The 21,972-nt window shown below is 66.1% G+C and carries 19 protein-coding genes and 1 tRNA gene; 10 read left to right on the top strand and 10 right to left on the bottom strand.

What is annotated here, in order from left to right; genetic code table 11:
- Positions 1-45: 45 nt before the first annotated feature.
- From BEI_RS18475 to BEI_RS18455, 5 genes are all read right to left on the bottom strand, one after another.
- Positions 46-1,512 (bottom strand): alanine/glycine:cation symporter family protein, encoded by a 1,467-nt coding sequence (locus BEI_RS18475; protein WP_097790876.1) that lies wholly within the window; start codon positions 1,510-1,512, stop codon positions 46-48.
- A 334-nt stretch (positions 1,513-1,846) separates the two neighbouring features.
- On the bottom strand, positions 1,847-3,280 hold the full coding sequence (locus tag BEI_RS18470; RefSeq protein ID WP_097790875.1) for a sigma-54-dependent transcriptional regulator: 1,434 nt from the start codon (positions 3,278-3,280) through the stop codon (positions 1,847-1,849).
- Positions 3,277-4,998 carry a transporter substrate-binding domain-containing protein gene (locus BEI_RS18465; RefSeq protein WP_227644522.1) on the bottom strand — a complete coding sequence of 574 codons (1,722 nt, stop codon included), beginning with the start codon at positions 4,996-4,998 and terminating at the stop codon, positions 3,277-3,279. The genes BEI_RS18470 and BEI_RS18465 overlap by 4 nt, the downstream gene beginning before the upstream one ends.
- Positions 4,999-5,205: 207 nt before the next feature.
- Positions 5,206-6,849, bottom strand: a complete 1,644-nt coding sequence (locus tag BEI_RS18460; RefSeq protein ID WP_097790874.1) for an RNA-binding domain-containing protein — start codon at positions 6,847-6,849, stop codon at positions 5,206-5,208.
- A 147-nt stretch (positions 6,850-6,996) separates the two neighbouring features.
- The gene (locus BEI_RS18455) at positions 6,997-7,860 is read right to left on the bottom strand and encodes a YicC/YloC family endoribonuclease (protein ID WP_097790873.1); all 864 of its coding nucleotides are present in this window, start codon (positions 7,858-7,860) and stop codon (positions 6,997-6,999) included.
- 283 nt (positions 7,861-8,143) lie between these two features.
- Here BEI_RS18455 and rph point away from each other — a divergent pair, with 283 nt between their 5' ends.
- Complete coding sequence (rph, locus tag BEI_RS18450; protein ID WP_097790872.1) at positions 8,144-8,881, top strand: ribonuclease PH; 738 nt, start codon at positions 8,144-8,146, stop codon at positions 8,879-8,881.
- Between the two features lie 73 nt (positions 8,882-8,954).
- On the opposite strand, the gene BEI_RS18445 is transcribed toward rph, so the two are convergent.
- On the bottom strand, positions 8,955-9,722 hold the full coding sequence (locus BEI_RS18445; protein WP_097790871.1) for an exodeoxyribonuclease III: 768 nt from the start codon (positions 9,720-9,722) through the stop codon (positions 8,955-8,957).
- Between the two features lie 91 nt (positions 9,723-9,813).
- Between BEI_RS18445 and pyrE the strand changes: the two genes are divergently transcribed.
- From pyrE to rep, 4 genes are all read left to right on the top strand, one after another.
- Positions 9,814-10,494, top strand: coding sequence for an orotate phosphoribosyltransferase (pyrE, locus tag BEI_RS18440; protein ID WP_097790870.1), 681 nt, complete (start codon positions 9,814-9,816; stop codon positions 10,492-10,494).
- A gap of 81 nt (positions 10,495-10,575) precedes the next feature.
- Positions 10,576-11,130 carry a YfaZ family outer membrane protein gene (locus tag BEI_RS18435; protein ID WP_097790869.1) on the top strand — a complete coding sequence of 185 codons (555 nt, stop codon included), beginning with the start codon at positions 10,576-10,578 and terminating at the stop codon, positions 11,128-11,130.
- Between the two features lie 85 nt (positions 11,131-11,215).
- Positions 11,216-11,773 carry a tRNA (uridine(34)/cytosine(34)/5-carboxymethylaminomethyluridine(34)-2'-O)-methyltransferase TrmL gene (trmL, locus tag BEI_RS18430; protein ID WP_227644520.1) on the top strand — a complete coding sequence of 186 codons (558 nt, stop codon included), beginning with the start codon at positions 11,216-11,218 and terminating at the stop codon, positions 11,771-11,773.
- Complete coding sequence (gene rep / locus BEI_RS18425) at positions 11,770-13,827, top strand: DNA helicase Rep (RefSeq protein WP_097790868.1); 2,058 nt, start codon at positions 11,770-11,772, stop codon at positions 13,825-13,827. The genes trmL and rep overlap by 4 nt, the downstream gene beginning before the upstream one ends.
- A gap of 185 nt (positions 13,828-14,012) precedes the next feature.
- On the opposite strand, the gene BEI_RS18420 is transcribed toward rep, so the two are convergent.
- The gene (locus tag BEI_RS18420) at positions 14,013-14,771 is read right to left on the bottom strand and encodes a c-type cytochrome (RefSeq protein ID WP_227644519.1); all 759 of its coding nucleotides are present in this window, start codon (positions 14,769-14,771) and stop codon (positions 14,013-14,015) included.
- Positions 14,772-15,005: 234 nt separating this feature from the next.
- Here BEI_RS18420 and BEI_RS18415 point away from each other — a divergent pair.
- Positions 15,006-15,082: transfer RNA gene (locus BEI_RS18415), tRNA-Arg, on the top strand.
- 83 nt (positions 15,083-15,165) lie between these two features.
- Positions 15,166-15,909: a sulfite exporter TauE/SafE family protein gene (locus BEI_RS18410; protein WP_097790867.1), complete on the top strand. Its 744-nt coding sequence runs from the start codon at positions 15,166-15,168 to the stop codon at positions 15,907-15,909.
- Positions 15,910-15,976: 67 nt separating this feature from the next.
- Here the strand turns inward: BEI_RS18410 and iolB are convergent, their stop codons facing one another.
- The 3 genes from iolB to BEI_RS18395 are packed head-to-tail and all read right to left on the bottom strand — an operon-like array spanning position 15,977 to position 18,727.
- A complete protein-coding gene (gene iolB, locus BEI_RS18405) occupies positions 15,977-16,780 on the bottom strand; it encodes a 5-deoxy-glucuronate isomerase (RefSeq protein ID WP_097790866.1) in 804 nt (267 codons plus the stop codon).
- 39 nt (positions 16,781-16,819) lie between these two features.
- Positions 16,820-17,815 carry an inositol 2-dehydrogenase gene (iolG, locus tag BEI_RS18400; protein ID WP_097790865.1) on the bottom strand — a complete coding sequence of 332 codons (996 nt, stop codon included), beginning with the start codon at positions 17,813-17,815 and terminating at the stop codon, positions 16,820-16,822.
- Between the two features lie 48 nt (positions 17,816-17,863).
- Entirely contained in the window at positions 17,864-18,727 is an 864-nt protein-coding gene (locus BEI_RS18395; RefSeq protein WP_097790864.1) for a MurR/RpiR family transcriptional regulator, read from the bottom strand.
- A gap of 203 nt (positions 18,728-18,930) precedes the next feature.
- On the opposite strand from BEI_RS18395, the gene BEI_RS18390 reads away from it, so the two are divergent.
- From BEI_RS18390 to BEI_RS18380, 3 genes are read left to right on the top strand one after another with little or no spacing between them, the layout of a single operon-like run.
- Complete coding sequence (locus BEI_RS18390; RefSeq protein ID WP_097790863.1) at positions 18,931-19,869, top strand: sugar ABC transporter substrate-binding protein; 939 nt, start codon at positions 18,931-18,933, stop codon at positions 19,867-19,869.
- Positions 19,870-19,922: 53 nt separating this feature from the next.
- Positions 19,923-21,053, top strand: a complete 1,131-nt coding sequence (locus BEI_RS18385) for an ABC transporter permease (RefSeq protein ID WP_097790862.1) — start codon at positions 19,923-19,925, stop codon at positions 21,051-21,053.
- A gap of 1 nt (position 21,054) precedes the next feature.
- Complete coding sequence (locus BEI_RS18380) at positions 21,055-21,909, top strand: ATP-binding cassette domain-containing protein (RefSeq protein ID WP_097790861.1); 855 nt, start codon at positions 21,055-21,057, stop codon at positions 21,907-21,909.
- Positions 21,910-21,972 lie beyond the last annotated feature (63 nt).

Here is a 21,972-nt window from a genome sequence, read left to right as displayed (position 1 = left end):
CCTCGACAGGCGAAAGGGCCCGGACGGTGCCGGGCCCGGGTCGGTTCATCGGGGGGCCGGTGCGGCCTCGGCGGCCCGCTGGGCCCGCTCGCGGTCCTCGGGCTCGATCTCCCAGGCGGCGGCATCCACGTTCAGGTCCTCGAAGCGGGCGGCGTCGAAGATCGGCTGCTTCACCCCGTCCCGGATCTGGCCGTCGAAGTCCCGCATGAAGCGCAGCCCCGGCTTGAACAGCAGGATCAGGGCGACGAGGTTGGCCAGGGCCAGCAGCCCCATGGTGGTGTCGGCGAAGGCGAAGACGGTGCCCAGGTCGGTCATCGCCCCCCAGGTGCACAGGCCGATGATGGCGATGCGGAAGGCATTGAACAGGGTGCGGTTGCGGTGGCTGAAGAAGTCGAGGCTGTTCTCGCCCAGGTAGTAGTTGTAGAGGATGGTGCTGAAGCCGAAGAGCAGCAGCGCGATGCTGACGAAGCTGCGGCCCCACTCCCCCACATGGTCGGCCAGGGAGGCCTGGGTCAGGGCGATGCCGTCGATCCCGGCGCCGGCGGCCGGATCATAGGCCCCGCCGAGCAGGATGATGAAGGCGGTGGCGGAGCAGATGATCATGGTGTCGATGAACACCGAGAACGCCTGGACGATGCCCTGGTTGACCGGGTGCGGCACGTAGGCGACGGCGGCGACGTTGGGCGCGCTGCCCAGGCCCGCCTCGTTGGAGAACAGCCCGCGCTTGACTCCCATCAGGATGGCTGCGCCGATGCCGCCGCCGATGGCCGGCTCGAGGCCGAAGGCGCTGTTGACGATCAGCATGACGACGTCCGGCAGCCGGCCCAGGTTCAGCGCCAGGACCACCAGGGCGATCAGCAGGTAGCCGCCCGCCATCACCGGGACCAGGACCTCGGTGACCCGCGCGATCCGCTTGACGCCGCCGAAGACGATCAGTCCCACCAGCAGGGCCAGGGCGAGGCCGGTGACGTGGGCCGGGATGCCGAAGGCATCGTCGAAGGAGGTGGCCACGGCATAGGACTGCAGGGCGGTGAAGGCGAAGCCGAAGGTGGCCAGCAGCAGCACCGAGTAGAGGGCGGCCAGCCAGTTCCAGCGGCGGCCGAGGCCCCGGGCGATGTAGCGCGCCGGGCCGCCGCGGTAGGTGCCGTCGGGCTCGGCGGTCTTGTAGGCCTGGGCCAGAGTGCACTCGAGGAAGCTGGTGGCCATGCCCATCAGGCCGACCACCCACATCCAGAAGACGGCCCCCGGGCCGCCGAGGGTGATGGCCACGGCGACGCCGGCGATGTTGCCGCCGCCGACCCGGCCGGCCACCGACAACAGCAGGGCCTGGAAGGAGCTCAGGTGGCCGTGCCGGTCCTTCTTGAAGGCCTGGCTGGCGCTGAGGATGCGGAACATGCGTCCGAAGTAGCGGAACTGGACGCAGCGCGAGGCCAGGGTAAAGCCGATGCCGACGGCGATCAGCAAGGCGATCAGCACCTTGCCCCACAGCAGGTCATTGATCAGATCCAGCATCCGGCACCTCCCTGCTTGGCGCTTGTGGTGGTGCGGGGTGCGGTCGCGGCCATGCCGGCCGCCTTCGTTGTTGTTGGCATGGGTCGTCGAACCTCTTGCTCTTGAAGGATGGCGACTCCCGTCGGGGAGCCGTCCTATCCAGAGCAAGGCGCGTGCCAGTCGGGCGAATCTCTCTTGGGTGGTTGAATAAAAAGGGGATTCTTATGATGCCGGCGGCGAGGCAGGGCGACGAAGGGCTATAACCCGGGACCGGACAGTGTCGGAGTTCTCATCTTAAGGTATTGAAATAAAAGGATTATTCGAGGCTATAACCTAGGTTATGGCCACCGCGAGGTTATAGGGGTTCCGGGCCGCTCTCGCGCATCTTCTTCAGCCGCTTGCTCAACGCCGGCTGGGAGATGCCCAGCAGCCGCGAGGCGATGGACTGATTGCCCTCGGCCCGGCGCATGGCCTCGTGCACCAGCAGGTCGGCCACCTCGTGCAGCGTCGGCAGGGGCTCGTCCGGGGCGAAGACCGCGCGCTCCGTCGCGCCGTTCTCCGTCGGCGAGGGGGGCGCCTGGGACGGGTCGATGGCGCGCTTGAACACCTCCATGGACAGCGTCCGCGAGCGGTGGACGCTCATGGCGTCGTAGGCCATGGCGCGCAGCTCCCGCACGTTGCCGGGGAAGGCGTAGTTGGCCAGCAGCACCGGCAGCTCGGGGGGGTAGGTGGGCCGGGCCTTGCCGAGTTCGTCGGCGGCCTCGGCGAGGAAGTGATCCAGCAGCAGCGGGATGTCGCCCTTGCGCCTGCGTAGCGGGGGGATCTGGACCTGGTGGGTGCGCAGCCGGTAGTAGAGGTCCTTGCGGAAGCTCCCCTCCCGCTGGCGGGCGTCGAGGTCATGGTGGGTGGCCACCACGATCCGCGCCCGCATCCGCTTGGGCCGGTCGCTGCCCAGGGGGTAGTACTCCCCTTCCTGGAGTAGCCGCAGCAGCTTGACCTGGGAGGCCATGCTGAGATCGCCGATCTCGTCGAGGAAGAGGGTGCCCTCGGCGGCCTGCTCGATCATCCCGGCGCGCGCCTGGTCGGCCCCGGTGAAGGCGCCCCGCTGGTGGCCGAAGAGGGTGTCGGCGAAGACGTTGTCGTCCAGGCCCGCCACGTTGACGCAGACCAGCGGGCCGGGGCGCTCGCTCAACTCATGGGCCGCGCGGGCGATGAGTTCCTTGCCGACCCCGCTCTCCCCGCCGATCAGCAAGGGCTGACTGCTCGGGGCCACCGACTCGAGGTACTGGAAGACCGAGCGCATGCCCTTGTCGTCGGTGACGAGGCGAGCGAAGGCCTCGGGGCGCTCGAGGGTATCGTTGAGGAAGCGCCGGCGCAGCTCCTGGTTCTCGTGGCGCAGCTCCTGCAGGCGGATGGCACGCTTGATGCCCTCGATCAGCCGGTCCTGCTCGTCGGTCTTGACGAAGTAGTCGAAGGCGCCGAGCTTGATGCAGTCGACGGCGGTCTCCACCTGGTTCAGGCCGCTGATCACGATGACCCCGACGTCCGGATGCTCCTCGACGATGCGACGGAGCAGCTCTTCTCCGGACAGGTGGGGCATGGTCAGGTCCAGGGTCACCAGGCCGATGTTCTCCCGGGCCAGGATGTCCATCACCTCGCGGCTGTCCTGGCAGCGATGGAGGTGGGTGATGCCACCGCTGCGCTCGAGCGCGATGCTCAGGCTGCGCAGGAAGGAGGGTTCGTCGTCGACCAGCAGGAGGCCGAACGAGGGATAGAGGTTCATGCTCATCGGTCCGCTTGCATCCAGGGGGTGTCGGTCGCCGGCCCGGCAGTGTCTGCTGCCGGGGCCACGGGCAGCGTCAGGGTGACGGTCGTGCCCTCGCCGGGGGACGAGTCGAAGGCCAGCCGGCCCTGGTGCTCGCGCACGATGCCGGCGGAGACGGACAGGCCCAGGCCGGTGCCGCCGCACTCGCGCCGGGTGGTGAAGAAGGGATCGGTCAGCCGGTTGATCGCCTCGGGATCGATGCCCCGTCCCTCGTCGCGTACCTCCAGGGCCACCTCCTCGTCGCCGGCCAGGTAACGGGTCGTCAGGCGGATGCCCTGGTCGCGCCGCTCCAGGGCCTGGCAGGCGTTCAGCACCAGGTTGATCACCACCTGTTCGATGCGCTGGGCATTGCCCTGGATGTCGGGCAGGTCGTCGGCGTAGTGCGGCTCGAACCGGTCGGTGGCCTTGCGGATCGAGTTGTCCACCAGGCGCACCGCCGTCCCGACCACCTCGTTGAGGTCGAGACGCTCGCCGAGGTCGCTGTCGCCCTGTCGCGCGAAATCCTTGAGGTCGCCGACGATGCGCTTGATGCGCTGGGTGCCCTCCAGCATCTCGTCGAGCATGGAGGGAATCTCGTCGCGCATGCGCGAGTAGGGCAGGCCGCCGAGCGGGAAGTCCCCCTGCTGGCGATGGTGCTCGTCGAGCACCGGTCGGGCGTCGGCATAGGCGTCGCGCAGCACCGGCAGGTTCAGCAGCAGCAGGCTGCTGGGGTTGTTGATCTCGTGGGCGACGCCGGAGACCAGGATGCCCAGGGACGTCATCTTGTCGGCCTGGATCAGCTGTTGCTGCTGTCGGCGCAGCTCCTCGGTACGGCTGGCCACCTCCCGCTGAAGCATGCGGTTCCAGACCACGATGCCCCCCAGGATCAGCAGCAGCAGGCCGGAGGCGATGGCCCCGACCAGGCCGATGCGTTTCCAGGGGATGCCGTCCGCCTGTTCCAGGGGGCCCAGCCACTTGTCGTAGATCGCCTGGTGGCGGCCGGTGTTCTTGAGGATGGCCAGGCCCTCGCTGAACTGGGCCAGCAGGTCGGCGTTGCCCTCGCGGACCGCATAGCCGTAGCGCAGCGAGAAGGGCCGGGCGACGGGTGCCAGGTTGGTGAGCCCCAGTTCCCGGCTCAGGTAGAGGGCCGGCAGGTTGGCCACCAGGGCATAGTCGTGCTGGCCGGCGGCCAGCGCGCGCATCGCGTCGGCATGGGTGTCGGTGGTGACCAGCTCGGCCCCCACCGCCTGGTCGATCAGGTAGTCGTGCATGATGTCGCCGCGCTGGACGATGACCTCCTTGCCGCGCAGCGCCTCCAGGTCCTGCACGGGCGGCGTCCCACGCCGGGCGAAGATCGACTGATGGACGATGGCGTGGGGCGGGGCGAAGTCGAAGGTGGCGTCGCGCGGCTCGGAGTAGGACATGCCCTGGAGCACGTCGATCTCGCCGCTCTCGAGCCCCTGGCGCATCTCGTCCCAGTCGCCCAGCGCGATGCGCACCTCGATGCCCATCACCTCGGCGATGGCCCGGGTGAGCTCCACGTTGTAGCCGGCGGGACGGCCGTCCTCGTCGAGGAACTCGTAGGGCGGGTGGTAGCGATCCCCGCCGACCACGATGGTCTTGTCGTCGTCCTGAGCCAGGCCGGTGGCCGGCAGGGCGAGGAGGCAGGCGAGCACCAGGGAGGCGAGCCGCCACTGCATCATCGCGGTAAGCATCCCCCCACGAGACAAATCAATCCAGTTTGCTTTCATCTGCAACCTATTCGCGCCCGGTAACGGGGAGGGAGTCCTGAGCTGCGGTAACTTGGGGCCACTCTCATAGGCAATTCGGTAAGGCAAAGTACCACGTCGTCAAGAGGCCTTTTCGTCCCCTCGCCAGCTTCCGCCCAAATGTCTAGAAATGTCTAAGGCTCAGCCCTTAGACATTCTCCATCTCTTGCCTTCTGGCTCTATAACACCTTGATTTTTAAGGGATTGAAGAAGGTTTTTGACCTTGTGGCTCTTCTGGTGTTCGTCTAGGATATCCGGCAGTTTGTCTAGCAGCAGCGCATCGATATCCTTGCGCCGGGCCTCGCCGAATTCCTCGAGGTAGTCGCAGATGAGCTGCTTGTAGGGCTGGTCATCAAAGCCTCGATTGCGGATGTATCGGGCCTTCTCATCACTGTGGCGGGCCACGTGCGCAGAGATGTGGAAGTTGGGCTTCCTGCCTTCGATCAGCCCCTGTCGCTTCAGGTGCCTGGCTTGTTCATCCGTCAACGGCTTTCGTTTCTGCACCCGGTCGAGCAGGATGATGTCGTCCAGCGTCAGGTCCGGCAGCTCGGCCAGCTTCCTGGCGTAGTTGAGATCGACGACACGCCCGGTGATGGTCACCTGGACTCGATCCTGGTCGAGCTGGTACTCCGGCAAGGGGAAGAAGCGGTTCTTCTGGATGACGAACATCTTGCGGATGCCGCTGCCGATGGTGTCGATCATGTTGAGGTTGACCATGGCATCCGTCAGGAAGCGATTCCGGTAACGTGACTCTGGTGCGTCCGCCTGGATCACTCTCTCCACGGACCCGGGAATGAAGCGTCCGGGGTTGCTGAAGCACAACCTGCCATCCTCGAATTCCACCACCGCGATCTTGCCGCCCAGCTCGTAATCCTGATGCGCGATGGCGTTGTTCAGTGCCTCGCGGATGATGAAGGGATCGTACTGATCGACTTCCTCGGGGAACAGGCTGCCATCCGCCATGTAACGGTACTTCAGATTGCGGATCTTGCGGAACACCTGTTCGGCGCTCATGAGCAGCGGGCAGGTGAAGTGCTCGTAGTCCCGCTCCAGCCCATCCCGATCCTTCAGGATCCAGGTGATGGTGGGGGAGGCAGGGTTGAGCCAGTGGGAGGCTTCCGGCTTGCCCAGCAGCAAGATGGCGGCTCGGGTGACCTGCCCCTGGATCGTGATCTTGGCCTTGTTCAGGAAAGTCGCATCGTCCCAGAGGTAGGCTTCCTCGGCGAGTCTGGGATGCTTGGTGGCGTATTCCTGGCGTGCCAGGGCGATCGCCTCCTCGCTGAGGTCGTCGAGGGTGGCGCCCTGGCAGATTTCGGCGCTCCAGTCGTGCTGGCGATTCTGATGACGGATGCGCTCGATCTCTTCGATGGAGAGTGGACCGAGGGATTCCCCATCGCGGCCGTAGTAGCGTCCGTCCCAAGCCACCGGCATGCCCCGCGGCGCCGCCGGTATCTCGAACAGCAATACCCGGCCATCCCGATGTCGTACGGTGTGAATCTCGATAAAGGTCAAGCGATGGGTGGTCTTGTCGGCGACTTCCTTCTTCAATGACTGAAGTTCCTTGGGACTCTCCCGGAAGCGGGTGCCGATCACGCGATGATTGTCCTTGACACCGAAAACCAGCCAGGCGCTCGTGAGGCCCTGGAGGTTCGCCTCATTGCTCAATGCCGAGACGTACTTGCCAAGCTTGTCGAAACTGAAGGTGTTCTTGGCTTCCTTGAACTCGACGATCTCGCTTTCACCGGCTCCGGCGAGTAGGCGTCGTAGCAGATATTCGGGTTGCATCAGGCGACTTCCCCTTCCCTGACGGCGGGCTCGAGGTCCGCCCTGACGCACTTGCGTTCGCTGGTCCAGCTCTGGCCGTAGAGAAAGGCAACAAGGCGGTCATGGACGGAGTGATTCACGTTGGCGGAACCTTGATCTGTCCGGCCATCACTCGATGTTCTGGATCTGCTCGCGCATCTGCTCGATCAGCACCTTGAGCTCCACGGCGCAGCGAGTGGATTCGGCGACCACCGACTTGGACGACAGGGTGTTGGCCTCGCGGTTGAGCTCCTGCATCAGGAAGTCCAGGCGCCGGCCGATGGGGCCGCGCTGGGTCAGCTGGCGCTCCACCTCGTCGACATGGGTCTCCAGGCGATCGAGCTCCTCGGCCACGTCGGCCTTCTGGACGAGCAGCACCAGCTCCGCCTCCAGGCGCTGGGGGTCGAGCTCGGTGCGCATCTCCGCCAGGCGCTCGAGCAGCTGGTGGCGCTGGCGCTCGAGGATCTCGGGCAGCAGGCGGCGCACCTCGGCGACCTGGTCGCGCACGCCATCCAGGCGCTCGCGGATCAGCGCGGCCAGCTTGTCGCCCTCCCGGGCGCGCCCGGCGACCAGGTCGTCCAGGGCCTCCTGGAACAGCGCCCTCGCCTCGGCCTTGACGGTCTCCAGGTCGGGGGCGGGGGCCTCGAGCACGCCCGGATGGTCGAGCAGCGCCAGGGCGTCGGGAAGGGGCGCCTGGGGCACCTCATCGTGGATCTGGGCGAGGGCGTCGATCAGGGCATCGAGGCGTGCCTGGTTGACCTGGAGGGTGGTGCCGGTCTCGGCCGGGTCGAAGCGTAACTGGCACTCCACCTTGCCCCGGGCCAGGCGCCCTCGCAGGGCGTCCCGGAACTCGGGCTCCAGGTCGCGGAGCGCCTCCGGCAGGCGGAAGTGGGGCTCGAGATAGCGCTGGTTGACCGAGCGCAGCTCCAGCTGAAGCCGGCCCCAGTCACCGTCGCGGTCCTGCCGCGAAAAGGCCGTCATGCTGTGGACCATGGGAAGACTCCTGGGATGCCGTCGGTGAAACAGTAGGGGTATCGCAGTTAGCGTTGTCGTGCGGGGCTGATCCGTCGACAGGTCTGCGAGGGGGCGCTGTGAACCCCTCCCTGGGCGCTACCGACGCCGTCCATGGCGTAGGACCCCCTCTTCGACCTGTCCCCGGCGCCCCTCGCCAGATCCGACTGCGATTGCCCTGAGTGAGACAGGCAGTGTAAACGATTCCGCCCCCGGACCGTGTAGAATGGTCGCCATTCCATCCCCCGACTTCGAGAGAGGTGCCATGTCCTCGGACATTCGGCGTCCCAGCGGACGCGCCCCCGACCAGCCCCGTGAGATCCGCCTGACCCGCGACTATACCCGCCACGCCGAGGGCTCGGTGCTGGTGGAGTTCGGCGACACCCGCGTGCTGTGCAACGCCAGCGTCGAGGCCGGCGTGCCGCGCTGGCTGCGCGGCAAGAAGCAGGGCTGGGTGACCGCCGAGTACGGCATGCTGCCCCGGGCCACCCACACCCGCGGCGGCCGCGAGGCCACCCGAGGCAAGCAGGGCGGCCGCACCCTGGAGATCCAGCGGCTGATCGGCCGCTCGCTGCGGGCGGCGGTGAACCTCAAGAAACTCGGCGAATTCACCATCACCGTGGACTGTGACGTCATCCAGGCCGACGGTGGCACCCGCACCGCCTCCATCACCGGCGGCTGCGTGGCCCTGGTCGACGCCATCCGCTACCTGCAGCGCGAGAAGCTGATCAAGGGCGATCCCTTCCACCAGCTGGTCGGCTCGGTCTCGGTGGGCCTGTTCAAGGGCGTGCCCGTGGTCGACCTGGACTATCCGGAGGACTCCAGTGCCGATACCGACATGAACGTGGTGATGGCCGAGGGCGGCGGCCTGATCGAGGTGCAGGGCACCGCGGAGTCGGGCACCTACGATCGGCAGCAGCTCAACGCCATGCTCGACCTGGCCGAGCGGGCCGGCGAGTCGCTGTTCGCCCACCAGCGCGAGGCCCTGGGCATCCGCGGGTAGCTTCAAACGCAACACGCCGGCTCCAGGCCGGCGTGTTGCGTCGCGGGGCGCGACGGCGACGAAGGGAGGCGTGTCAGAGCGTCAGGTCGTACTCCACGATCAGCGGCGCGTACTCGGAGAAGGTCGCATCGTAGTCGATCCAGGCGTCGATCACGTGGCGACGGAAATTGGGGCCGACCAGCTGGTAGTCGATGCGCCAGCCCTCCTGGCGTTCCCGGGGCTGGTCCTGGTCCAGCGCCGGCCACCAGGTGTACTCGCCGGCGTCGCGGTTGATCTCGCGGAAGGTGTCGATGAAGCCGGTCGGGCCGAGCACCTGGTCCATCCAGGCGCGTTCCTCGGGCTTGAAGCCCGGGGTCGTCTGGTTGTCCGCCCAGTTGGCCAGGTCGATGGTCTTGTGGGCGATGTGCCAGGTCCCGCAGATGATGTATTCCCGGCGCTTGCGGGCCATCTTGGCCAGGTATTCCTGGTACTGGGCCATGAAGGCCTGCTTGGCGGCGGGATCGCTGCCGTCGGGCATCAGGAAGCTGGCGATGCTGAAGCGATCATAGTCGGCCTGCAGGAAGCGGGCCTCGTGGTCGCACTGGGGGAAGCCCAGGCCATACATGATCGCCTTGGGGATCTTGCGGCAGTACAGCCCGACCCCGGAGAACCCGTCCTGTTCGGCGTCGAGGAAGTAGCCCTCGTAGCCTTCGGGATAGAGGATGCTGTCGTCGAGTTCGAAGCTCTTGGCCTTGAGATTCTGCACGCAGACGACGTCGGCATCCTGGTTGGCCAGCCAGTCGAGGAAGCCCCGACCCACCGCCTCGCGGATGCCGTTGACATTGATGGTGGCGATTTTCATACATGGTCCCTTTTGCGTCGCGCGTGTATGATACCCGACGTTTCGACGTTTGGGTAAATGGCGTCAGTCGATAAACGTGATAGGAGGCTCCGTGGCCGCATCGACCCTGCAACCCTACCAGCAGGCCTTCATCGAGTTCGCCATCGAGCAGGGCGTGCTTCGCTTCGGCGAGTTCACCCTCAAGTCCGGGCGAGTCAGCCCCTACTTCTTCAACGCCGGGCTGTTCAAGACCGGCCGTGCCCTGGCCCAGCTGGGGCGCTTCTATGCCCAGGCCATCGCCGACAGCGGCCTCGAGATCGACGTCCTCTTCGGCCCGGCCTACAAGGGCATCCCCCTGGCGGCCTCCACCGCCGTGGCCCTGGCCGATCACCATGATCGTGACCTGCCCTATGCGTTCAACCGAAAGGAGGCGAAGGCTCACGGCGAGGGCGGCAACATCGTCGGTGCCGATCTCGCGGGGCGCATCCTGATCGTCGACGACGTCATCACCGCCGGGACCGCCATCCGCGAGGTGATGGGGCTGATCGAGGCCGCCGGAGCCCGCGCCGCGGGCGTGGTGGTGGCCCTGGATCGCCAGGAGCGCGGCGGGGACGACGCCGATCCGCGCAGCGCCATCCAGCAGGTGGAGGCGAGCTACGGCATGCCGGTGGTGAGCATCGTCACCCTGGACATGGTGCTCGAGTACCTGGAGCTCCACGCCGGCGAGGCGCTGCGTGGCCATGCCGAGGCGATCCGCGCCTATCGCGACCGCTACGGCGTGCAAGGAAGCTGAGAGCCGGCCGGTCTTGACCGAGATCCACCGCGACGCCCGGTCAAGCCCGACAGGCTCCCGATCGAGACGAGGAGTGCGATGATGAAAGTGATGACCCCGGTGCTGGCGGGCCTGAGCCTGGCCCTGTCCACCCTGAGCTGCCAGGCCGGCAGCCTGGACCTCAACCTGAGCGACGAGGCGGTGCAGTTCGCGGCCAGCGGCGAGCTCGCCCAGGGCATCGCCGTGGGCGGCGGCCTGCTCGACAGCGAGGATCGCGTCGACACCAGCGCATTGCATGCCCAGGTGCTCGGCGTCGAGCGCAACCGGCGCTACGATATCGGCGTGGGCGCGCGCTGGACCCAGCTGGACACCGATGCCGGCGACGGCGGCGGTCTGGGCCTGGGCGGTTACGGCTATGCCTACGTGCCGCGGATGCCGGCCCTGTCCCTGGGGGGCTACGGCTTCTACACGCCGAGCGTGGTGACCACCAGCGACCTCGACCATGGCCTGGAATACGGCCTCCGGGCCCGCTACGGCTTCACGCCCAACGTGGACGCCTACGTGGGCTATCGCCGGCTGCGCGCCGACTTCGACCATGCCGGCGGGACCCGCACGCTGGACAGCGGGGCCCATGCCGGGGTTCGCCTGGTCTTCTGAGGCCGCGGACACCGCCGACCAATCACGACTCGGGCCCCGTCAGGGGCCCGAGTGCGTTACCGCCCCGACATATCAGGAACTCCCGATGCTCGACGTGGTGCTCTATCAGCCCGAGATCCCGCCCAACACCGGCAACCTGATCCGCCTGTGCGCCAACACGGGGTTCCGGCTGCACCTGATCGAGCCCCTGGGCTTCACCCTGGACGACAAGCGCCTGCGTCGAGCCGGACTCGACTACCACGAGTGGGCGCGGGTGCGGGTCCATCCGGACTGGACGGCCTTCCTCGAGACGGTGGCACCGGCGCGGGTCTTCGCCGTTTCGACCCGGGCCCGCACCGGCTATCATGAGCCGGCCTATCGGGAAGGGGATGCCCTGGTGTTCGGTCCCGAGACTCGTGGCCTGCCCCAGGCCATGCTGGATGCCCTGCCCGAGGGGCAGCGCCTGCGCATCCCCATGTTGCCCGAGAGCCGCAGCCTGAACCTGTCCAATGCCGCCGCGGTGCTGGTCTTCGAGGCCTGGCGCCAGCAGGGGTTTCCCGGGGCCGGCCATCCGGGGGCCGGCCTGCCGGGAGCCGGTCATCCGGAAGCCGATCCGAGGCGCCCCGAGGCCACCCGCGAGACCGTTCCGAGGGAGAGCGAATGACCCCCAGCATCGCCGGCCGCCTGGCCAAGCTCAATCCCCGCCAGCAGGAGGCCGTGCGGGCCATCGACGGGCCCTGTCTGGTGCTGGCCGGCGCCGGCTCCGGCAAGACCAGCGTGATCACGACCAAGATCGCCTACCTGGTCCAGGAGTGCGGCATGAGCGCCCGGCGCATCGCCGCGGTGACCTTCACCAACAAGGCCGCCCGGGAGATGAAGGAACGGGTCGGCAAGATGCTCCAGGGCCGCCAGGGCCACGGCCTCACGGTCTCCACTTTCCATACCCTGGGGCTCAACATCATCCGCGGCGAGCTCAAGACCCTGGGCTACAAGCCCGGCTTCTCGCTGTTCGACCCGGAAGACGCCAAGGCGCTGCTGCGCGACCTGATGAACAAGGACGCCCAGGTAGATGCCGAGGCGATCAACCAGGTCCAGGGGATCATCTCCAACTGGAAGAACGACCTGGTGCTGCCGGGGCAGGCGCTGTCCCATGCCGGCAGCGAGGACGAGCTGTTCGCCGCCCGGGTCTACGAGGCCTATGTGCGCCACCTCAAGGCCTACAATGCCGTGGATTTCGACGACCTCATCCTGCTGCCGGTGACCCTGCTGCGCGACGATCCCGAGGCGCTGGCCCGGTGGCGGCGCAAGATCCACTACATGCTGGTGGACGAGTACCAGGACACCAACGTCAGCCAGTACCAGCTGGTGCGCCTGCTGATGGCCGAGCGCCAGACCTTCACCGTGGTGGGCGACGACGACCAGTCGATCTATGCCTGGCGGGGGGCCCGGCCCGAGAATCTGGTGACCCTCGGCGAGGACTTCCCGCGGCTCAACGTCATCAAGCTCGAGCAGAACTACCGCTCCACCGGCACCATCCTGCGCGCCGCCAATACCTTGATCAGTAACAACCCCCACGTCTACGAGAAGACCCTGTGGTCGGAGATGGGCCAGGGCGAGGCGATCCGGGTGGTGGTCAACCGCCACGAGGAGGCCGAGGCCGAGCGGGTGGCCAGCGAGATCCTCACCCGGCGCATCAAGGAACGGGCCGAGTGGCGCGACTTCGCGGTGCTCTACCGGGGCAACTTCCAGGCCCGGCTGCTGGAGCTCAAGCTCCAGCACTACCAGATCCCCTACAAGCTCTCCGGCGGCACCTCCTTCTTCTCGCGCAACGAGATCAAGGACGCCATGGCCTACCTGCGGCTGCTGATCAATCCGGCCGACGACAACGCCTTCCTGCGCATCGTCAACGTGCCGCGCCGCGAGATCGGGCCGACCACCCTGGAGAAGCTGGCCAACTACGCCACCGAGCGGGGCGGTTCGCTGTTCGCCGCCTGCCAGGAGATGGGGCTGGCCGAGCAGCTTCCGACCAGAGCCGTCGAAAGGCTCGGGAGATTTACCCACTTCATCGAGGGGGTGCGCCGGCGCATGGACGGCGGTGACGCCATCGCCGCCATCCGCGAGATGCTGCGCGAGATGGACTACGAGGCCTGGCTCTACCAGAACGCCAGCGCCCCGACCATCGCCGAGCGGCGCATGGCCAACGTCTGGACCCTGGTCGACCAGCTCGAGAAGTCGATGCAGGCCGACCCCGAGGACAACACCGCCAGCACCGATACCGAGACCGACGACGTGGAGGCGGCGATCTCGCGGCTGGTGCTGCGCGACATCCTCGAGCAGCAGGCCGAGGAGGACGACTCCGACCGGGTGCAGCTGCTGACCATGCACGCCTCCAAGGGCCTGGAGTTCCCGCATGTCTACCTGATGGGGCTCGAGGAGGAGCTGTTGCCCCACCGCAATGCCATCGAGGTGGGGACCGTGGAGGAGGAGCGCCGCCTGGCCTACGTGGGCATCACCCGGGCGCGACGCACCCTGACGCTGACGCTGGCTCGCCAGCGCAAGGCCTACGGGGAGCTGATGGACTGCACTCCCAGCCGTTTCCTCGACGAGCTGCCCGAGGACGCCCTGGAGTGGGAGGGCCGCGCCGATCGCGAGGACCCGGAGAAGAAGCAGGCCCGGGGGCAGGACGCCATCGCCGGGTTACGCTCGCTGCTGGGATGATCCGGCCGCCAAGCGCCAAGTGACAAGTGAGCAGAGGCGGGAGACGAGGGGCGTCGAATCCCTTGCGACTCGCAACCTCGGCTTGGCCGCTGATGGTGGATGCGCTATCGCTTATCGACACCGATCGCCGGAAAGCAAGCGGGGCGCCCTTGGGCGCCCCGCTGTCGTGTCGGCTCGTCGCCGCCTTACTGCACGGAGCCGACCAGATGATCGACGGCCGCCTTGACCTCGGCATCGGACAGGCCGGGGTTGCCGCCCTTGGCGGGCATGGCGTTGAAGCCGTTGATGGCATGGTCGTAGAGGGTTTCGGTGCCCTGCTCGAGCCGCGCGGCCCAGGCCTCGGCATCGCCCTTCATGGGCGCGCCGGCGGCGCCGGTATCGTGGCAGGCCATGCAGACGCTGTTGTAGATGGCGGCGCCGTCGATGCCGGCGGTGGCGGGCTCGGCACCCTCGCCCCCGGAAGCGGCGGCCTGGGCCTCACCGCCGCCGGTGGCCTCGGTGGGCACCTCCATGACCGGCTCGACCAGGTGGGCCACGGCGGCCTGGACTTCCTCGTCGGAGAGGTTGGGATTGCCGCCGCGGGCCGGCATGGCGTTGTAGCCGTTGATGGCATGGCTCACCAGGGTCTCGAAGCCCTGGTCGGTGCGGTCGCCCCAGGCCGCCTCGTCGCCGCGCACCGGCGCACCGGCGGCGCCGGTCTCGTGGCAGGCCATGCAGACGCTGTCGTAGATGCTCGCGCCATCGACGGCGCCGGAGGAGGCGCTACCGCCACCACCGCTGGCCGCCATGGCGGTCCCGCAGTCCTCGCCCTGGAGGCACAGCTCGCCCACCGGTTCGAGACGTTCGGCGATGGCCTCCCGGTCCACGTCCTCCTGGGCGAACGCCATGCCCGTGGTCAGGCCGAGGGTGGCCAGGCACCCCATGATCAGCTTGCTGGATTTCACTCTCACCACCTCTTGACGGTCTTGTCATCGAATCACGGTCGGCATCACGACAGCCGGAGGACGCCATGACGCGCACAATGCGCGCCAGTATACCGGCATCGCCAACCGCTGGAAAATGCCGCGAGTCAACTCGCCCGGGTCCGGACAGGGGCCGAACGCCTCGGGTGTCTGGACAGCGCGAAGGCGGCACGGTAGGATGTGCCACGCCTGATGGCGATCCCCATCGGGCACCGCGCGCCCTTAGCTCAGCTGGATAGAGCGTCGCCCTCCGGAGGCGAAGGTCAAAGGTTCGAATCCTTTAGGGCGCGCCAAGCTTCCCGGGGCCCGCGAGACATCGCGGGCCCCTTTCTTTTCCGGATCCGCTCACTGCCTCGTGGCCGGCCAGGGTGTTGCCATGCTGCCCGACTACTCCGGGGTCGCCTGGACCCTGATCGTCCTGTCCACCTACCTCACCGGGATCTCCAAGGGCGGCTTCGCCGGGGGCTTCGGTTCGCTGTCCGTGCCCCTGATGGCGCTGGCCATCGGGCCCATCGAGGCGGCGGGGCTGCTGCTGCCGCTGTTGCTGGTGATGGACTTCCTGGCGGTGAAGGCCTGGCGGGGGCATCAGGACGTGATCGAGGTGAAGCGGCTGGTGCCCGGCATGGCCATCGGCGTGGTGGCGGCGACCCTGGTGGCGGGCAGCCTGGACGAGGACCATGTTCGCCTGCTCCTCGGCGTGATCTCGCTGCTGTTCGTCGCCTACATGATCCTCAAGCCCGCCGCGTCCCGCCCGATCCCGGCGTTCTGGGCCTGGCCCGCGGGAATCGCCACCGGCATCACCAGCTTCATCGCCCATGCCGGGGCGCCGCCGATGAACCTTTACCTGGTGCCCCGGCGACTGCCCAAGATGGCCTTCATCGCCACCACCACCCTGGTGTTCGCCGCCGTCAACGTCATGAAGCTGCCGCCCTACCTGTGGCTCGGCGAGATCAACCTGACCAGCCTCTGGGCCTCGGCGGCCCTGGTCCCGGTGGCCTGGGCGGGGGTGCGCAGCGGCCTGTGGCTCCAGCATCGGGTCAACGAGCGGCTCTTCTATCGCCTGGTGGTGCTGGTCATGGCCATCGTCGGCGTGCAGTTGATCATAAAGGCCTTTCCCTAGTACGAAAAAAACCCCGCTCAAGCGGGGCGAAGAGACGTCAGGACGCCTTTACTTGCAGGGAAACCGGTTACTGCTTGACGATCCACTCATGAGCCGGGTCGTTCTGGAATTTCCATTCGCGTTTGGGCCCGGCCATCACGTTCAGGTAATAGAGCTCATAGCCGTGCGGCACGCCGGCGGGATGATAGCCCCGCGGCACCATCACGCAGCAACCATCCTCCACGCTCATGGTCTCGTCCAGGGAGCGGTCGTCGGTATAGACCCGCTGGAAGGCGAAGCCCTGGGACGGGTTCAGTCGGTGATAGTAGGTCTCCTCGAGGATCGACTCCTCGGGGAGGTTGTCCACGTCATGCTTGTGGGGCGGATAGCTCGACCAGTTGCCCGCCGGCGTGTAGACCTCGACCACCAGCAGGCTGTCGGCCGGTTCGGAGTCGGGCAACACGTCCTGGATATGGCGGGTGTTGCTGCCGGTGCCGCGTGTACTCTGCTTGATCTGGTCGGGGGTGATCAGCCGCGGCGCATGGTTGCCATGTCCCGGGGCGCTGCATACCGCCAGCTCCATGTCGGTGGTTGCCTCGACGCTGAAGCTGACGCCGTCGGGCAAGTACACCGCATAGGGAGGCACCTTCTCGAAGATGTCCATGCGCTCGCCGATGTCTGCCCAGCGGTGGTCGCCACTGGACACGGTGGCACGACCGGACAGGATCACCAGGCAATGTTCACGGTCGCCGGTATGGCCTTCGATCTGTTGGCCCTTGCTGAGCTTGTGCACACGGAAGCCGACATGCTCCCAGCCGGCGGATTCCGGGGTCACCTCGAGGACCTTGCCTTGTTCATCGGGCGGCGTGGGGCGAACCAGTAGCGAAGTCATGGCTGTCCTCCTCTGATTGAGTCGATGACGTAGCGGGCCTCAACGAATCTCGTCGAGCGCCACGGGACGCCGCTCCTGCAGCGAGCGTTGCGCGGCCTCGGCCAGCCGCAGGGCCTCCAGGCCGTCATGAGCACCGGCCAAAGGGGGACGCTGCTCTTTCCAGGCAGCGACGAAGTCGTCGATCTCGTTGCTGTAGGCCTGGGCGTAGCGTTCTAGGAAGAACCACTTCGGCTTGTCCTCCACCTGGCCGGGTTCGCCGGTGAAGCGCAGCCGGGTTTCGGTCTCATTCTGGGCCTGGAGCATGCCGGCGCTGCCGAAGGCCTCGATGCGCTGGTCATAGCCGTAGCAGGCACGACGCGAGTTGCTGATGTGGCAGAGTCGACCACTGGCCGTCGCCAGGGTGACCATGGCGGTATCCACATCCCCGGCTTCACCAATCGCCGGATCGATCAGGCAACTGCCATGCGCTTGCACTTGAACGATCGGTTCATCGAGCAGCCAACGGGCCATGTCGAAGTCGTGGATCATCATGTCGCGAAACAGGCCGCCGGAAGCACTGACATATTCGGCAGGAGGCGGCGCAGGGTCCCGACTGATGATGGTCAGCGTCTCCAGATCGCCGATCCGTCCATCCGCGACGGCTTGTTTCAGGCCGGCGAATTGGGGGTCGTGGCGGCGATTGAAGCCCAGGGCGCAGGTCACCGGGTGTGCCTCCAGCACCCTCAACGCCTCTGTTGTGCGTGCCAGGTCGAGGGCAATCGGCTTCTCGCACAACACCGCCTTGCCGGTCCGAGCGGCCCGCTCCAGATAGTCGGCATGAGTGGGCGTACTGGAAGCGATCAGCACGGCATCGATGTCGTCATCCTCGAAGATGGCCTCGGCCTCGATGGCCCGCGTTCCGTACTGATGGGCGAGGGTCTCGGCAGCGTCGGCATGGAAGTCGGACACGGCGGCCAGGGTGACATCGGGGCTGCGGTCGATGGTCTGGGCGTGAACCTTGCCGATGCGACCGGCACCGATCAGAGCGAGTCTCATAGTGGTTCCTCCACCAAGTGGGTGATTGATGTTGTTGTTCCGGCAGTATCAGGCGCGTTCCTCGTCGTCGGGTCGGGAGGCTTGCTCCCGGGCCTTGTCCTTGCGCATACCCAGCGCGATGGCCAGCGTTTGGGCCAGGCAGAGTGATGCCGTCAAGCCCCGGAAGCTCTTGACCTCCGCCTCATGGACGACCAAGGCAACGTCGGCAAGGCGCGCCAGGGGACTGAGGCTCGAGTCGGTGATGACCACCATCGGAACGCCACGGTGACAGGCCTGCTCCGCTGCCTGGCGGCTCTCCTCTGCATAGGGCGAGAAGCTGACGGCGATGAGGGCATCCTCCGGACCGATCGCTCGCACCTGCTCGCCGTACATGCCTCCCAATCCATTGACCAGGAAGGCGCGCTTTTCGATGTGGTGCAGCGCATAGGTCATGTAGCTGGCCACGACGAAGCTGCGGCGAGCCCCCAGCACATGAATGGCAGAGGCCTGCTCGAGGATCTCCAGGGCCTGTTCCAGGTTCTTCGGATCGATACGTCCCGGCAGCTGCTCCAGCGCCTCCCGATTCGCCTCCGCGAACTCCCATAGCAACTGGGTACTGTCCGGCGTCTCGCCGGTGGCCGAGCGCACGGCTCGAATTCGCTCGGTGTAGTTGGGGAGTTCATCCACCAGGCGCGAGCGAAAGAGCTGCTGCATCTCGGAGAACCCCTTGAAGCCGCAACTGTTGGCGAAGCGGATCAGGGTCGAAGGCGTCACCTCGGCCTCTTGTGCCAGCTTGGCCACGGTGGCAAAGGCGACCTCCTGGGGGTGATCGAGCAGGAAGCGGGCCGTCTGCTGCAAGCGGCGGCTCAGTGACGGGTAGTCTGCCGTGATGCGGGCTTCGAGCTCCTCGAAGTTCTTGGGTGTCTGATTCATTGGAGGTTCCTCGCCATTGCCGGGCCATGGAAGGTGGCTCTCACATGCTCCCGAACAGTCTAGTCATTATGGAATGAATATTCCATTCATACCAAAGTATAGAATGTTCCATTTGTCTTTTTCGTGAAATGGAATCTATATTTCATTTTGCCAGCGCCCTTCGCGCAGTCGACACCACAACCATAAACACGAGGACATTTCTCATGGCACGTCTTTCCCACTGGTTGCTCGCCTCGACCACCGCAGCCCTCCTGGCCGGGCCGGCCCAGGCGCAAGAAGACAACAATCGCTTCGTCATGGTCACGCACGGTGTCCCCTCCGACCCCTTCTGGTCCGTGGTCAAGAACGGTGCCGAGGATGCCGCCGATCTGGTGGGCGCCGACTTGGAGTATCGCGCTCCCTCGACCTTCGACATGGCCAAGATGCAGCAACTGGTCGACGCAGCCGTCGCCTCGAACCCCGATGGCCTGATCGTGTCCTTCACCGATGAGGACGCCCTCGGCGGTATCGTTCAGCGTGCGTCCAACAACGGCATTCCGGTTATCACCATCAATTCGGGTGGCGATGTTGCCAGCCAGTACGGAACCCGCCTGCACATCGGCCAGAGCGAGTACGAGGCGGGCAAGCAGGCCGCCGAGCGCATGCAGGAGATGGGTGTCGAGAAGGCGGTTTGCATTAACCATGAGCAGGGCAACCAGGGGCTCGACCAGCGATGCGATGGGTTCCTCGAGGGCTTCGACGGCAATGCCGAGCAGTTGGCGACGACGTACGACCCCACCTCGATTCGTAATGCCATCGTGGCGTATCTCAATCAGAACAGTGATGTGCGTGGCATCCTGACCCTGGGAACGGTGTCCTCTGAACCGATGTTGCAAGCCATGCGCGAACAGGGCGCTACCGATATGTTCACCCTGGGCACCTTCGACCTGTCGCCCAGCATCCTGGAGGCCGTGGCTGCCGGGGAGCTGAACTTCGCCATCGACCAGCAGCAATACCTGCAGGGCTACCTGCCGGTCATGTTCCTGGACCAGTACGCCGAGCATGGCCTGCTGCCCGCCGGGGACGTGCCCACCGGTCCCGGCTTCGTGACCCAGGACAATGCCGAGCAGGTCATCGAGTTGAGCAAGCAAGGCATCCGCTGATCACCACCTAACCGCAAGGGCCCGGCTTTCCCGGGCCCTGGGAGTCGACCATCATGCAGTCCAATACTTCCCCTCAACCCTCATCCCCGGCGGCGGCACAGCAGGATGAGCGTATCCAGAGGGTCCCCTTCTGGAAGAAGGCTCTGAGCCGTCCCGAACTGGGCGCCTTGGCCGGCACCGTGCTGGTGCTTGCCTTCTTCATCGTCGCCGCAAGCGGCACCGGCATGTTCACCCCGGCCGGTATCGTCAATTTCCTCGAGGTGGCAGCCCAGCTGGGCATCATCGCCACTGCCGCCGCCCTGTTGATGATCGGCGGCGAGTTCGACCTCTCGATCGGCTCCATGATCGGCCTGGCCGGCATCCTGATCGCCATCCCCGCCGTGGAATACGGCTGGCCGCTGTGGTCCGCCATCCTGCTGGCCTTCGCCTGCGCGGGCCTGGTGGGCTGGATCAACGGCAATCTGGTCAACAAGACGGGTCTGCCATCCTTTATCGTGACCCTGGGCTTCCTGTTCATCCTGCGTGGTCTGGCCATCGGCATCAGCCGCCTGCTGACCGGTCGCACCCAGATCGGCGGTGTTCATGATCATATCCCCGGTGACTGGTTTGCGTCCCTCTTCTCGGGTGAGGTGGCCACGGGGCTCTTTGCCTGGATGGCCGAACAGGGCTGGATCGCCACCAACTTCGCCGGTAACCCGCTCGTCACTGGTATCCCGGTATCCATCGTCTGGTGGCTGGGCCTGACCGCAGTGGCGACCTGGGTGCTGCTATGCACGCCTTATGGCAACTGGATCTTCGCCAGCGGTGGCGATGCCAACGCGGCACGTAACTCCGGCGTGCCGGTTCACCGGGTCAAGATCTCGCTGTTCATGTTCACCGCCTTCTCCGCAACCATCTTCGCTTGCCTCCAAGTGATGGACACCGGCTCGGCCGACACCATCCGGGGTCTGCTCAAGGAACTCGAGGCGATCATCGCGGTGGTCATCGGGGGCGCCTTGCTCACCGGCGGCTATGGCTCGGCCATCGGCGCGGCGCTCGGCGCGCTGATCTTCGGTCTGGTGCAGATGGGCATCTTCTACACCGGTGTCAACACCGACTGGTTCCAGGTCTTCCTCGGCGTGATGCTGCTGGTGGCCGTGCTGTTCAACAACTTTATGCGCAAGAAGGCGATGGAGGCCAAGTGAGATGAGCGAACGTACGCCCATGATCGAGATGCGCAACGTCAGCAAGCACTTCGGCAGTGTCATCGCCCTGAGCGACATCTCGATGAAAGTCTTTTCCGGCGAAGTCATGTGCCTGCTGGGTGATAACGGCGCCGGCAAGTCGACCCTCATCAAGACACTTTCGGGAGTGCATCGTCCTACCGAGGGTCAGTTGCTGCTGAACGGCGAAGAGGTGCGCTTCAAGTCCCCTGCCTATGCTCTCGATGCCGGTATCGCGACTGTCTTTCAGGACCTGGCGATGATTCCCTTGATGTCGATCACCCGGAACTTCTTCATGGGTCGCGAACCCACCATCGGCTGGGGCCCCTTCAAGCGTATCGACTGGAAGCGTGCCGACCGTATCGCCAAGCAGGAAATGGCCAAGATCGGTATCGACGTTCGCGATCCCAGCCAACCGGTGGGCACTCTGTCCGGCGGTGAACGCCAATGTGTAGCCATTGCCCGAGCGGTCTATTTCGGCGCCAAGGTGCTGATTTTGGATGAGCCGACCTCGGCACTGGGCGTCAAGCAGGCCTCGGTGGTGCTGCGCTACATCGCCAAGGCACGGGCCGACGGCCTGGCGGTGATCTTCATCACACACAACGTCCATCACGCCTACCCTGTCGCGGACGCCTTCACATTGCTGAAACGGGGCGGAAGCCTCGGCTCCTTCCGCAAGGAAGACATCAGCCGAGAGGAAGTGCTGAACATGATGGCCGGTGGCGCCGAGCTGGAGAGCCTGGATGCCGAACTGGCCGAGTTCCAGCGCAGCGACCAGCAGGACCAGCAGGCCTCGAGTGCCAATACGACACCCCTGAGTCGGGCGTCAAACGCATGATCGCAGACGGAATGACCGGCCAGGATGGCGGCCAAGCCACTTCGTTTTCCCAAGGGTAATGCT

Origin of the sequence: Halomonas beimenensis (assembly GCF_002549795.1) — a bacterium.
In the GTDB taxonomy this organism is placed as follows: Bacteria; Pseudomonadota; Gammaproteobacteria; order Pseudomonadales; family Halomonadaceae; genus Halomonas; species Halomonas beimenensis.
Note: the sequence above shows the minus strand (reverse complement) of the source record. Positions and strands in the feature narration are given on the sequence as shown.

Coding starts and splice junctions, on each gene's coding strand:
- BEI_RS18475 (WP_097790876.1), bottom strand. CDS start 1,512: ATGCTGGATCTGATCAATGACCTGCTGTGGGGCAAGGTGCTGATCGCC.
- BEI_RS18470 (WP_097790875.1), bottom strand. CDS start 3,280: ATGAGCATGAACCTCTATCCCTCGTTCGGCCTCCTGCTGGTCGACGAC.
- BEI_RS18465 (WP_227644522.1), bottom strand. CDS start 4,998: ATGATGCAGTGGCGGCTCGCCTCCCTGGTGCTCGCCTGCCTCCTCGCC.
- BEI_RS18460 (WP_097790874.1), bottom strand. CDS start 6,849: ATGCAACCCGAATATCTGCTACGACGCCTACTCGCCGGAGCCGGTGAA.
- BEI_RS18455 (WP_097790873.1), bottom strand. CDS start 7,860: ATGGTCCACAGCATGACGGCCTTTTCGCGGCAGGACCGCGACGGTGAC.
- rph (WP_097790872.1), top strand. CDS start 8,144: ATGTCCTCGGACATTCGGCGTCCCAGCGGACGCGCCCCCGACCAGCCC.
- BEI_RS18445 (WP_097790871.1), bottom strand. CDS start 9,722: ATGAAAATCGCCACCATCAATGTCAACGGCATCCGCGAGGCGGTGGGT.
- BEI_RS18435 (WP_097790869.1), top strand. CDS start 10,576: ATGAAAGTGATGACCCCGGTGCTGGCGGGCCTGAGCCTGGCCCTGTCC.
- trmL (WP_227644520.1), top strand. CDS start 11,216: ATGCTCGACGTGGTGCTCTATCAGCCCGAGATCCCGCCCAACACCGGC.
- rep (WP_097790868.1), top strand. CDS start 11,770: ATGACCCCCAGCATCGCCGGCCGCCTGGCCAAGCTCAATCCCCGCCAG.
- BEI_RS18410 (WP_097790867.1), top strand. CDS start 15,166: ATGCTGCCCGACTACTCCGGGGTCGCCTGGACCCTGATCGTCCTGTCC.
- iolB (WP_097790866.1), bottom strand. CDS start 16,780: ATGACTTCGCTACTGGTTCGCCCCACGCCGCCCGATGAACAAGGCAAG.
- iolG (WP_097790865.1), bottom strand. CDS start 17,815: ATGAGACTCGCTCTGATCGGTGCCGGTCGCATCGGCAAGGTTCACGCC.
- BEI_RS18395 (WP_097790864.1), bottom strand. CDS start 18,727: ATGAATCAGACACCCAAGAACTTCGAGGAGCTCGAAGCCCGCATCACG.
- BEI_RS18390 (WP_097790863.1), top strand. CDS start 18,931: ATGGCACGTCTTTCCCACTGGTTGCTCGCCTCGACCACCGCAGCCCTC.
- BEI_RS18385 (WP_097790862.1), top strand. CDS start 19,923: ATGCAGTCCAATACTTCCCCTCAACCCTCATCCCCGGCGGCGGCACAG.
- BEI_RS18380 (WP_097790861.1), top strand. CDS start 21,055: ATGAGCGAACGTACGCCCATGATCGAGATGCGCAACGTCAGCAAGCAC.